The organism is Parendozoicomonas sp. 209JJ7-1 (assembly GCF_058147085.1).
This window is the reverse complement of record NZ_JBYVJU010000003.1, coordinates 219,503-231,764: the sequence shown is the minus strand read 5'-3', so window position 1 is coordinate 231,764 and position 12,262 is coordinate 219,503. Positions and strand designations below refer to the sequence as shown.

The following is a 12,262-nucleotide window of genomic DNA, read 5'->3' as shown; positions in this document are numbered from 1 at the left end:
TTTTTCATCCTTCAAGGCGCAACTTCAGTTGCGTAGCCTTAGTTTAGCTACGTAACTGAAGCTGCAACGCAGAAGTAAGTTTTTAACCAGCGGGTGGTTTCAGCTCTATCTCCACCCGGCGGTTCTGCGCCCGCCCTTCCGGCGTTTTATTACTGGCAATCGGATCACTTGAACCTACGCCATAAGCGGTAATTCGGCTGCGGGGAATACCCTGGCCTACCAGATAACTGGCTACGCTCTCTGCCCGGGCTTTGGACAGGGGCAGATTGGTTTTCCGCTCATTCCCGGTAGAGTCCGTGTATCCAACCACAACCACCGGGTTGCGATCATACTCTTTGAGTACAGCAGCCACAGAGCCAAGTACCCGATAAAAACCAGAGCGGATACTTGCGTCATTGGAAGCGAAGGTGATATTGCCCGGCATAATCAGTTTCAGGTCATTCCCGATGCGCTGAATCTGTACACCAGTCCCCTGCAGATTGGCCCGCAGCGCAGCTTCCTGCCTGTCGGTGTAAGCACCATAACCGACTCCCGCCAGGCCACCAATAGCAGCACCGGCCAAAGCACCCTCTTTACCATTGGCCGCCGCTCCCACCAGCGCCCCTGCCAGAGCGCCAATACCACCGTATTTAGCAGATTTAACAGTTTCCTGCTCACCGGTATAAGGGTTAGTTGTCTGACATCCCGCCAGCACAACCCCCGATAAACCAATTGCAATCAGTTTCTTTAACATTCAACACAACTCCAGCTGAAAAATATCAGCCCCTGATGACCATATTCCCGCGGATTTCCGCGCCAATACTTGTATCCGGCCCATGACCAGTCACCACCTGTGTCTCTTCGTCCAGAGTGTAGAGACGGGTGCGAATAGACTTTTCAATAGCCTTGAAATCACCACCGAGAAAATCCGTACGCCCAATGGAACCACGGAACAGGGTATCCCCCGCCAGCAGCAGTTTCAGGTCTTCAAACCAGAAACTCATGGAGCCCGGCGTATGGCCCGGCGTATGCATAGCCACACCGTTACAGCAAGGCAGGGCTTCATCGTCTTTCAGCCAGAAATCAGGATCAGGGATAGGATTGTAAGGCACGCCAAACATAGCGCACTGGCTTTCCAGGGTATCCCACAGGAACTTGTCTTCTTTATGAAGATGGATAGGCGCGCCGGTCTTTTCCTTAATCTCGCCACTGGCCAGGAAATGATCCAGATGGGCATGGGTATGGATCAGGGCCACAATGGTCAGTCCCAGCTCCTGAACCCGGGCCAGGATTTTGTCCGCGTCACCACCCGGGTCCACGATAATGCCCCGTCTGGTCACCGGGTCGCCCATAATCGTACAATTACACCCGAGAGGGCCGACGGGGAAAGTCTCGCGGATAGGCTCCAGTGTCGTCTGCTGTTCACTCATACTTTGTCTTTTACTCCCTGATATTCATAACCAGGCTTTTACACCCCTGGTCTCCAGCCATTGGTAATCGGATAGCGGCGGTCTTTGCCGAAGCCCCGTGAGGTAATGCGAACGCCTACCGGTGCCTGTCTGCGTTTGTATTCATTAATATCCACCAGCCGCAGGATGCGGTATACCGTATCCCGCTCAAAACCCTGGGCGATAATATCTTCTGCGCTCTTGTCCTGCTCGATATAGAGTTCAAGAATGGTGTCGAGAATATCGTAGGGAGGCAGGCTGTCTTCATCCACCTGGTCTGGTGCCAGCTCTGCGGAGGGCGGACGGTCAATCACCCGCTGGGGAATCACCGGAGAAAGGGTATTGCGATATTCAGAGAGACGGAAGACCAGTGTCTTGGGCACGTCTTTCAGAACATCAAAGCCGCCGGCCATATCTCCGTATAATGTCGCATAACCTACGGCCATTTCACTCTTGTTACCAGTGGTCAGAACCAGATAGCCTTTTTTATTGGAGATAGCCATCAGCATTACGCCCCGGCAACGGGACTGCAGGTTCTCTTCCGTAGTATCCCGGGAAGTGCCGGCAAATTCATCGGACAGGGTTTCCATAAAGGCGTCGTACATTCCTTTAATGGGCAACTCTTTGTAAGTCACACCCAGGGCACAGGCCTCGGCTTCCGCATCTTCCTTACTGATTTCTGCCGTGTACTGGAACGGCATCATAACCGCTTCTACCCGATCAGATCCGAGGGCATCAACGGCCACGGCCAGGGTCAGGGCAGAATCAATACCGCCGGACAAACCTAGAACAACGCCTTTAAAACCATTTTTATTAACATAGTCCCGCACACCCAGCACCAGGCTGGCATAAACCCTGGCTTCAAGACTCTTTAAAGACGCTTTCTGGTCGGAAAGAAACTGACCGGAAACAGGATCAAACTCCGCCATTAACAGAGTTTCTTCATGGGTAAAAGCGGAAACAGCCACTTCACCATTACCATTCATCACGAAAGAGCCGCCATCAAACACCAGCTCATCCTGACCACCCACCTGGTTAACATAAACGACAGGCACACCAGTTTCCCTGCAGCGTTCACCCACCACCTTGTAACGTTCGTCCAGCTTATCCATATGGAAGGGGGAAGCATTCAGATTAAAAATAATCTGAGCTCCCTGCTTTTTCAGGACAGCGGCGGGGTCAGCAAACCAGATATCTTCACAAACTGTCAGACCAACGGTGATGCCCTTGCAGCTAAAGGTCACAGCCTCGGTGCCTGGGTGGAAATAACGCTTCTCGTCGAACACCCGATAGTTGGGCAGATGCCACTTAGCATGGCTGGCAATGATTTTGCCATCACGAATCACCACCGCCTGGTTTTCCAGCTGGCCATTTACCCTGGCCGGCAAACCCACAACAAGGTCAATATCCTCAACAGCAAACAGCTGTTCCATGGCCTTTTCCATACGGATATCCAGGCTCGGACGCAGCAGCAGGTCTTCCGGCGGATAACCACACAGGGTCAGTTCCGGGAAGACAACCACATCCGCACCATGCTGGACGCGGGCCTCCCGGGCGGTATCGGCGATTTTACGGGCATTTCCCTCAATATCCCCCACCAGCAGATTCAGCTGGGCAAGGGCAACCTTCACGCTTGCGCCCTTTGCATGAGTGGCCTGGTATGTTGCGGCCATGAACACCTCGAAACAGATAAAGTGCAATTGCCGGGTATTCTATAAGGTATTGTCCCGTATTACAGCTCGGAGCCACTCCCAATACTGGATTGTCATTATTGAACCATTTCTCATAGCCGGGAAACCGAAGTTTCCGCCGAACCTGTGGAAGTGTAGAATCCCGTCTACGAATGAGATAAAAATAATGAAGGTCGTGGAGTTGCCTGCATATCCCCTTTCCATTGATGATGAACAGAACCTGTTCCATCGTATTTACCGGTTTTATAACTGTTATCGATGCCTGCTGGCGGTTGTCCTGATTTCCATGGCATTTATACCCGATTCATTTATGTTTCGGGCAACCAGTACCGATGAGGTGAAACTGTTCTGCCTGGCCTACCTGGTCCATGCCCTGGGTGGCATAACATTTCTGCGCCAGCTGCCGGCAACAGCCATTATTTTCACCCTGACATTCCTCGATATTGTTCTACTCAGCATTCTGCTGACTATGGGAGGCGGCGGTCAGGACAACGGTCTCACCAACCTGATGTTTGCCCCAATAGCCGTGGGGAATATCCTGATCCATGGTCGGATTGGTGTTCTATTGGCGGCCATGGCTTCCATTTTCCTGCTGACCATCGACTACTACACAGCCTCAGGCCAGATGCTGGATGCTGGCCTGAAAGGTATTCTGTTTTTTGCCATAGCCATGATGGTCCAGGGCTATAACCTGCGTCTGACCAATACTGCCAAAAGCGCCCGGATCAATAAAAACCGGGCCGTCGACCTGCAAAAACTCAGCCTCAGTATTATGCAGCATATGCGCACCGGCATACTGGTGTTTCGGGAACCTGACGAAGTTGTCATGATGAATGAAGCCGCTACCCATATGCTGGCCAGGCCCCATTCATCAACAGGGATACAAGTAGCAAACCTGTCGTCTGTTTCCAACCAGTTGCAATCGGCCTACTGGCAGTGGCGCAACAACCCCCTGCTACGTCTGGAAAGCTTCCGCGCGACACCAGACACTCCGGAAATCCAGCCAAGTTTTACCCGGCTAGCCTATGAATCCGACGTTTATGTATTGATCTTTCTGGACGACAAAGCGCTTATGTCCCAGCAGGCTCAGCAGCTGAAGCTGGCGGCCCTTGGACAGCTCACTGCAAGCATTGCCCATGAAATCCGCAACCCCCTGGGTGCTATCAGTCACTCAGCCCAGCTGCTGTCTGAATCCGGGAACCTGGATAAACCCGACCGCAAGCTGCTGGATATCATCCACAAGCACGGTCACCGGATGAACGATATTATCGAAACCATCCTCCAGCTCTCCCGCAGGGAGAACTGGCACCCGGAACAACTGGATCTGAATGAATGGCTGCAACGCTTTGTGAATGATGAACATTTCTCCGGCTTTGAATCCCCCAAGATTCATTTCCACCCCCAACCCGGTGAATTGAAAGTCCGTTTCGATATCAAACAATTGCATCAGGTTGTAATGAATCTCAGCCTGAACGGCCTGCGCTACAGCATGCAGGAGACTGGCAGAGCCAGCCTGGTCATCCGTTCCGGTTCAAGTCCTTCCGGCCATTCCTGGCTGGAAATAGAAGACAGGGGACCGGGTATTCCCAAAGAACAGCGCAGTCAGATTTTTGAACCCTTTTTCACTACAGATAAAAAAGGAACAGGACTCGGCCTCTACATCAGCCGGGAACTTTGCGAGGCCAACCAGTCCAGCCTTGAGTTAATTCCCTCGGAAGACGGCTCCGGATGTATATTCAGGATTTCCTTCGCTCATCCGGACAAAAGAATTGGATAAACGACAAACTTACAGTCTTTTTTTAAAGCCGTCTTTTTTAAAGCAAGCTGAACTGGGCAACCGGATAATAATAACCTGAAGGATAGAACAGATGAGCAGTCCACGTGTTCTTATTATTGATGATGAGCCCGATATCCGGGAACTGCTGGAGATTACCCTTGGCAGAATGAAACTGGATACTGTGGCGTTACCCAATATCAGGGATGCCGAGATCGCCCTTGAGCGCACCACTTTTGATCTCTGCCTGACGGATATGAATCTGCCCGATGGCAATGGCATCGATCTGGTACGTCATATACAGCAGCATTACCCCGATATTCCAGTAGCCGTAATCACCGCCTACGGCAGCATGGATACCGCCATATCAGCCCTGAAGGCCGGCGCTTTTGACTTTGTCTCCAAACCGGTGGAACTCCCCCGTCTGCGGGAGCTGGTGAATCAGGCCCTGAAGCTGAAGCGGGTGGAATCCGCACAACAGAAAATCAAGCTTCTTGGTGAATCCGAACCAGTCCAGAAGCTGGTAACAAAAATCGCCCGTATCGCCCGCAGCCAGGCACCTGTTTATATCAACGGGGAATCGGGTACGGGTAAGGAAGTTGTCGCCCGCATGATCCACGAACAGGGTTCCCGGGGAGACAAGCCATTTATCGCGGTGAACTGTGGCGCCATCCCTTCCGAGCTGATGGAGAGCGAATTCTTCGGTCACCGCAAAGGCAGTTTTACCGGTGCGGTGAATGATAAAACCGGACTGTTCCAGGCCGCCAGCGGCGGCACACTGTTCCTGGACGAAGTGGCGGACCTGCCCCTGCATATGCAGGTGAAACTGCTGCGGGCTATTCAGGAGAAAAAAATCCGTCCGGTGGGGAGCCAGCAGGAAGAATCTGTGGATATCCGTATTCTCAGCGCCACCCACAGGGATCTGGCCAAAGAGGTACAGGAAGAACGCTTCCGCCAGGATCTGTTCTACCGCATTAATGTTATCGAGCTGCCAGTGCCTTCCCTGCGGGAGCGGGGTCGTGATATTCAACTGCTGGCTGACCATTTCCTCAGAAAACTGTCCGAGGAATGTGCCGTCAAGCCACCGCAAATATCCCCGGAAGCCTATCAGGCCCTGGCCGCCTACCCCTTTCCGGGCAATGTGCGGGAACTGGAAAATATTATCGAGCGGGCTTTCACCCTGAGTGAAAGCGATATTATTCAGACTGATGATCTCTATCTTTCTACGCCCGGTAACACAGCCACAGAAACCGGTGCATCGCAGTCATCCCTCCAGCCGGCCCATTTCGACAGCCTGGAAGACTATCTGGAAAATATTGAAAAACAAGCCATTATTCAGGCGTTGGAAGCCACCCGCTGGAACCGCACCGCCGCGGCCCGACAGCTGGGGATTACTTTCCGCGCCCTCAGATACCGTCTGAAAAAGCTGGATCTGGACGGCCCCGAGGATACTACCGTTGAATAAAAGCTAACCTCCTCTCACCGGAAGCCGGCAGGTTTCCGGTTTATGGCATATCCTTCCTGCGAATTTCCGCCCATAGCAGTCGTAATACAGGTAACAGTCTGGTTATTGTTTCCAACCGTCCATCGGTGCTTACTGGAGCCTGTCATGACCAGAAGGGCTCAATTTCCGGGGAGGTTGTATGGTTTGGTTTTTATTATGCGCAGTTTTGCTGATTGCCGGTTATTTCCTGTACGGAGCCCTTGTTGAGCGGATCTTCAAGATCAACCACAGTCGAGAAACACCCGCCTATACCAGCCAGGATGGCGTCGATTACGTTCCCATCTCCAGAAAAAAAGCTTACCTGATCCAACTCCTGAATATTGCCGGTGTCGGCCCGATCTTCGGACCTATTCTCGGTGCACTGTACGGTCCGGCCGCCATGCTCTGGATTGTGGTGGGCTGTATCTTCGCTGGCGGTGTCCATGATTACTTCTCCGGCATGCTTTCGGTTCGCAATAACGGGAAATCCATTCCCACCCTGGCCGGACGCTACCTGGGTAACTGGGCCAAACAGTTTGTCAATATTTTCGCTCTGGTACTGCTTCTGCTGGTTGGGGTCGTATTCATTTCAGCGCCCGCCGGCCTTCTGAGCCGGCTGACCGGCCATAATGAACTGCTGTTTGTCGGGCTGATCTTCACTTACTACTTTATTGCCACCATCGTTCCCATCGACAAAGTGATTGGGCGTATTTATCCACTGTTCGGTGCCCTGCTGCTGTTTATGTCCGTGGGCCTGACCCTGGCCCTGCTGTTCTCCGGGGAATATACAGCCCTGCCCGGTTTCTCCCTGGCGGACTTTGGCAAAAACCTGAACCCCAATGATATGCCCCTGTGGCCGGCCCTGTTTATCACCATTGCCTGTGGGGCGGTATCCGGCTTCCATGCCACCCAGTCACCACTGATTGCCCGCTGTATTGAAAACGAAAAAAACGGACGTTTTGTCTTTTACGGTGCCATGGTAGGTGAGGGGCTGATCGCCCTGATCTGGTGCGCTATCGCCCTCTCTTTCTTTGGCGGCGTTGAAGGATTGAATGCCGGCATGGGTGGTAATCCTGCCAATGTTGTCTATCAGGCATCCACCGGACTGCTGGGCATGGTGGGCGGGTTCCTGGCGGTTCTTGGGGTGATTGTTCTTCCCATTACCTCGGGAGATACAGCGTTTCGAGCTGCTCGACTGATTCTTGCGGAATTCTTTCATATCAAGCAGTCAAGACTCATCCGCAGGCTAATGCTGGCCATTCCCGTGTTCTGTGCCGGTGCTGTTCTTACCCAGGTGGACTTCGGCATTATCTGGCGTTACTTCGGTGTGGCTAACCAGGCGACAGCTGTGATTATGCTGTGGACAGCATCAGCCTACCTTATCCGCCGTCGTCAGATGCACTGGGTAGCTACAATTCCTGCCATGTTTATGACCACGGTTGTTATTACTTTTCTGCTGAATTCATCCGCATTGGGGCTGGGCCAGCCAATACTGCTTTCAACAGGCATTGCTGCGGTTATCTCCCTGCTTATGACCCTGACTTTAATGAGAAATATTCAAGGGGAGGATACTGAAAAGGTTCCCGACCCGGACCCCGATCCCAGCTAAATCTTTCAAAGTGCTGTTTCCACATTCTGGTAGCGGGGCCTGCAGCCATACTCAGGCCGTTGTTACGCTGCCCTTCAACTTTTGTCTTTCAATAATTGCCTTTCAATAACTGGAAATAACCTCTTCATCATACTGACAAAGTGGTTAATCATCTCCTCCAGATACGTTTATTCCGGGTCTAACCCTGACAGTCTGATATTTTATAACTGGCAGGATTCCTGATATGGATACAGTAAAAACACCTCTCAATACCACCTATGCCTGTCCTTCTTTAATTACCACTACCGAAGATGAGAGCACTCCTGACAGATATATTCCCGATGGGAACAGTGGACACTACCGGGCCAGTTCCTCAGAACCGTTCGTTATTACTGATCCGGCAAGATGTGAGAAACTGGATGCAGCCACAGGTTTAGTCTTACTAAACCCTCCAGCCGAGGAAGACAGCTCTTTGTTAGTCGCATCTTCAGAGCCGAAGCCGGATTCAGACTCTAAACCAGAGTCCGAAGGTGAAGGTAAAGATGAAGAGTCCCCCTCCAGTACAAATTTTCCCTGGCTGCCCTGCGCCGACAGATTTTCCGAAACTTGTACCCCTGGGCTAGCGCAGCATAAAATGCTGATTCTCAGTAAAGTGGCTCATCAGGTATTGGGTACGGAACTTCAATCTACTCAGCGAGAACAACCAGTAACAACGCTTTCCTCAATAAAAGTGCCGCCGATAAAAATTCCATCGGAAAGTGATATATGCCCCCTCTGTGAAACATACAAGCCAATAAATGGGAACAAGAAAAAATCTATTTCATCCCATTTAAAGAGCTGCCGTTTAAAACACCCGGATAAATTGCGTAAGCTGGTGGAATCCCAGAAGCGGCGAACACCTCATCCCGTAAAAAGAGTCAGAAAAAGAGAGAGAAGACTCGCTCCACCGCAACTACCTGCACAACTGGCACCTGCACAACTGGCACCGGCAGTCGGTCAGGTAATCCAAATGCCATCGACATGCCCTGTTTTCAATGGCACTCACTGGGTCTGCCCCCTCAGCAGTTGTGGAGCCATAATCCCCTTCCGCCCGGAAACAACAAACTGGAACCCTTTGTCTTACGCAGGGCATATGGGTTCACATGGGGGAACCGGCGCTCTGTTTGCCCAGCTTATGACCGAACAGATACAGACTATTTCCCTCAGCACGTTGATCAATATGGCCAGACAAAGCCGGTAAAACAGCGGACTTTCCGGCCTGGCAGGAAAACCTATATAGGCATGCATTCAACATCCACAGCATTACCTCTACACACGTCACAATTCAACAGCTCATATTCATGACTGAATTCCTTATACTGATCGCAGCACCAGGCATAACTGTTCCGATATGTTCCGCAAAAACCTCCCGCAATCCAGCAGGGAGGCAGATAGAAGCCCCAAGAGCAAGCTGTTATCACAGAGGAACAAGCCAGATACTGCTCCTTTTTTAACCAAAGGCAGCGGTTTAATTTGTCACGTTCCTTATCAGCTTTAGACGGCTTCTTACCATCTTCAGACAGTTTCCTATCAAATTCAGACGACAATAGCCCCATCATTCCCTCCCAGGCATCGACAGGAAATAAAGGGTCATCTATGGGCGCAAGGTTCCTGATAAGACTCAGTTTCTCCCATGTATCGCCAGAAAACGAAGGGGCATTCATGTCCTCAAACATCCTGGACCAGGCATCAGGGTCAGGGTTGCCATACTGCTGCCCCAGGCAGGGAAAAGTAAGCACACACAAAACCATTGCAGCAAACCTGATTCTCAGGTTACAGATTATCCTGTACATAGAGACATCCTCGCTACGACGCGACATTAAGACGACATGATGAGAGTGGTGAAGAATGATGAAGAGTGCAGTAGTTTAGACAGCATTTCAGATAACAGGAGCCAATTTCGTCACTGGAAAAAACAGGAATAGAGAAAAAGGGCAGGGCTTACGCGCTATCAGAGGGCTAAGGAGAAATTACCGGGGCTGGATAAATTGGGACTTAATAAATGATGGGTAGTGTGTCAAATAATGAAATCTATGCACGCCTGTTGTCGTGCATGGGGTGACGTTTATTTGACTATCTGGATTTTTCTATCCGGGCTGCACAATGTCATTCCACATTATTGAGGTCTGCAGTCAGGAGCCACGGCATTGCCTCTGCACAGATCACACTTCAACAGCTCATATTCCTTACTGCCTTTATTATACTCGTCACAGCAGAAGCCATAATCGTTTCGGTATAATCCGCAAACAATTCCCGCAGCCCAGCAGGGTGGCAGATAGAAGCCCCAAACGCAGGTTGCTATCGCAGAGGCACAAGCCTGATACTGCACCGTTCTTAACCAAAGGCAATGGTTTAATCTGTCATCCGTATGAGGTTCAGACAACAGCAGCCCCTTCAATCCCTCCCGGGCATACAGGAAATAAAAGGTCATCCATGGGCGCAAGGCTCCTGAGAAAACTCAGTTTCTCCCATGTATCAGCAGGAAACGAAGGGGCATTCATGTCATCAAACATCCTGGGCCAGGCATCAGGGTCAGGATTGCCATACTACCCCAGGCAGGGAAAAGCAAGCACACACAAAGCCATTGCAGCAAACCTGATTCTCAGGTTACAGATTATCCTGCACATAGAGATATCCTCGCTACGACGCGACATTAAGACGACATGGTGAAGAATGATGAAGAATGATGAAGAATGATGAAGAGTGCAGTAGTTTAGACAGCATTTCAGATAACAGGAGGCCAATGTCGACACAGACCTGAAAATAGTGAAGATTATTATTCTTAACTACTGTCGTATAAAAGGCCGCTTGACCACAGATTCCGCCGTGACCGCCAGGGCCAGACTGTAAACAAGGGGCTGCAGACAATCTGGCGGCAAAGCTTATTTTCTACCCGGGACAGCCCCACGGTCATACTTCAACAGGGTAACCACAGCGGTTTTATTATCCGTTTTCATTCTGCCAACACGACCACGGGCATGGTGCTCCGTACGGGCAGCTGCTTTTTCAGCCGTATCCACCAGGTATGAGGCAATTTTACGGGCAGGATTACTGCGAAGGCGCAGGCTGTGGGCCAGCTTGCCGACCTGCGTCGGGCTTGCCAGTTCAAACAATCCATCACTGCCCAGTACCAGGGTAAAGATGTCAGAATCAGAAGATGGCAGAAGGTAACGAACAATCTTCGGCCGGGGAGAAATACCGGTCACCCCTTCCCCATCACCAAAAACCCGCCCCATATTAATGTCGAAGCGCCCTCCTTCAGCCAGCACCCTTGAGTATCCACACACTTTGACTATCTTAAGCCCGCGCTTTTTAACCGATGCAATATATTCGGGATTATCAAGGGATGCATCCTCAGTTAAAGGAATCACCTCCCCTCTTTGAGAAACAAGAACTGCGGGACTGTCTCCGGTACAGGCTGCCCAGAGCTGATTACCAACCCGCAGAACAATTGTCCCTGTCGAACCGGAATCGACCCCAATGCCTTCACGGACAAGGTCAAAATGGACATCAACAGCGGCAATTTTCAGGGCATTAAACAGCGCAAGCGTCCAGTCTCCCTCAAAACGCTCAAGGTAGGACTGCAAACGTTCCTGTATGCGTTCAGACATGATTTCTGTCAGTTTCCGGGAACAGTCACTGCCACCATGCCCATCAAAAATGCCATAAAAGGAAACGGGAATCTCTTTCCCTTTGACTGAACAGTAAAAAACAGAGGAAGAACACCGGTCTTCCTGATAATCCCGCATTCCACAGTGGGAAGCGTACCCAACCCCCGGCTGAAGTATTCCTGACATCCTTACTTTTGGATCACTCCGCTCCAGTTTGACTTTTCCGTCAAGAATCTGGGAAGCCTGCTGCATAAATGCGAGATTATTGGAACCTACCCCGCTTTTTGCACGATAACAGCGACTTACGGATGCCCAGCGCTTTTTCAGTTTCTCCTCAACCTGCTCCCGGCTGGTGACCAGCCGATACTCCTGCTGCACATATTGCGCTCTGGACTTTTGCTCATACCAGGACGGCAGTGGGTGTCTTACCGGCTCATAATCCCGGAAATACTCCCTGGACGAGGGTTCCGCAGCCTTCACCTTTCGAGGAGAGCTGCCCAGAGTACTATAGAGTCCTGCACCCACACCTCCACCGGCGTGTGCTCCTCTGACGTATGCTGTTAAAGGTCTTATCTGCATCGTATTTTTCCCATAATCAGTCACATGCAATGACGGTATTGCTCCATAACAAGTACATATGACTTCTTAC

At 51.1% G+C, this 12,262-nt stretch carries 8 protein-coding genes; 4 read left to right on the top strand and 4 right to left on the bottom strand.

Features of this window, described 5'->3' with window-relative positions:
- Nucleotides 1-82: 82 nt before the first annotated feature.
- Genes ACY2RQ_RS04500 through ACY2RQ_RS04490 form a run of 3 tightly spaced genes read right to left on the bottom strand, consistent with a single transcriptional unit; the run spans nucleotide 83 to nucleotide 3,100 of the window.
- Nucleotides 83-733 carry a YiaD family glycine zipper/OmpA-like lipoprotein gene (locus ACY2RQ_RS04500; protein ID WP_490111760.1) on the bottom strand — a complete coding sequence of 217 codons (651 nt, stop codon included), beginning with the start codon at nucleotides 731-733 and terminating at the stop codon, nucleotides 83-85.
- Nucleotides 734-758: 25 nt separating this feature from the next.
- Nucleotides 759-1,409, bottom strand: coding sequence for an MBL fold metallo-hydrolase (locus ACY2RQ_RS04495; RefSeq protein ID WP_490111759.1), 651 nt, complete (start codon nucleotides 1,407-1,409; stop codon nucleotides 759-761).
- 38 nt (nucleotides 1,410-1,447) lie between these two features.
- A complete protein-coding gene (locus ACY2RQ_RS04490; RefSeq protein WP_490111758.1) occupies nucleotides 1,448-3,100 on the bottom strand; it encodes an NAD+ synthase in 1,653 nt (550 codons plus the stop codon).
- Nucleotides 3,101-3,299: 199 nt separating this feature from the next.
- On the opposite strand from ACY2RQ_RS04490, the gene ACY2RQ_RS04485 reads away from it, so the two are divergent.
- The 4 genes from ACY2RQ_RS04485 (at nucleotide 3,300) to ACY2RQ_RS04470 (ending at nucleotide 9,203) form a co-directional block, all read left to right on the top strand.
- Nucleotides 3,300-4,895 carry a sensor histidine kinase gene (locus ACY2RQ_RS04485; RefSeq protein ID WP_490111757.1) on the top strand — a complete coding sequence of 532 codons (1,596 nt, stop codon included), beginning with the start codon at nucleotides 3,300-3,302 and terminating at the stop codon, nucleotides 4,893-4,895.
- 91 nt (nucleotides 4,896-4,986) lie between these two features.
- Complete coding sequence (locus ACY2RQ_RS04480; protein ID WP_490111756.1) at nucleotides 4,987-6,357, top strand: sigma-54-dependent transcriptional regulator; 1,371 nt, start codon at nucleotides 4,987-4,989, stop codon at nucleotides 6,355-6,357.
- A 178-nt stretch (nucleotides 6,358-6,535) separates the two neighbouring features.
- Nucleotides 6,536-7,984 (top strand): carbon starvation CstA family protein, encoded by a 1,449-nt coding sequence (locus ACY2RQ_RS04475; RefSeq protein ID WP_490111755.1) that lies wholly within the window; start codon nucleotides 6,536-6,538, stop codon nucleotides 7,982-7,984.
- A gap of 223 nt (nucleotides 7,985-8,207) precedes the next feature.
- Nucleotides 8,208-9,203, top strand: coding sequence for a hypothetical protein (locus ACY2RQ_RS04470; RefSeq protein WP_490111754.1), 996 nt, complete (start codon nucleotides 8,208-8,210; stop codon nucleotides 9,201-9,203).
- Nucleotides 9,204-10,884: 1,681 nt separating this feature from the next.
- Here the strand turns inward: ACY2RQ_RS04470 and ACY2RQ_RS04465 are convergent.
- Nucleotides 10,885-12,192 carry a PP2C family serine/threonine-protein phosphatase gene (locus ACY2RQ_RS04465; protein ID WP_490111753.1) on the bottom strand — a complete coding sequence of 436 codons (1,308 nt, stop codon included), beginning with the start codon at nucleotides 12,190-12,192 and terminating at the stop codon, nucleotides 10,885-10,887.
- Nucleotides 12,193-12,262: the final 70 nt, after the last annotated feature.

Bases quoted from the DNA above. Each gene is read 5' to 3' on its own strand.
- ACY2RQ_RS04500 (WP_490111760.1), bottom strand. From the start codon at position 733: ATGTTAAAGAAACTGATTGCAATTGGTTTATCGGGGGTTGTGCTGGCG.
- ACY2RQ_RS04495 (WP_490111759.1), bottom strand. From the start codon at position 1,409: ATGAGTGAACAGCAGACGACACTGGAGCCTATCCGCGAGACTTTCCCC.
- ACY2RQ_RS04490 (WP_490111758.1), bottom strand. From the start codon at position 3,100: ATGGCCGCAACATACCAGGCCACTCATGCAAAGGGCGCAAGCGTGAAG.
- ACY2RQ_RS04480 (WP_490111756.1), top strand. From the start codon at position 4,987: ATGAGCAGTCCACGTGTTCTTATTATTGATGATGAGCCCGATATCCGG.
- ACY2RQ_RS04475 (WP_490111755.1), top strand. From the start codon at position 6,536: ATGGTTTGGTTTTTATTATGCGCAGTTTTGCTGATTGCCGGTTATTTC.
- ACY2RQ_RS04470 (WP_490111754.1), top strand. From the start codon at position 8,208: ATGGATACAGTAAAAACACCTCTCAATACCACCTATGCCTGTCCTTCT.
- ACY2RQ_RS04465 (WP_490111753.1), bottom strand. From the start codon at position 12,192: ATGCAGATAAGACCTTTAACAGCATACGTCAGAGGAGCACACGCCGGT.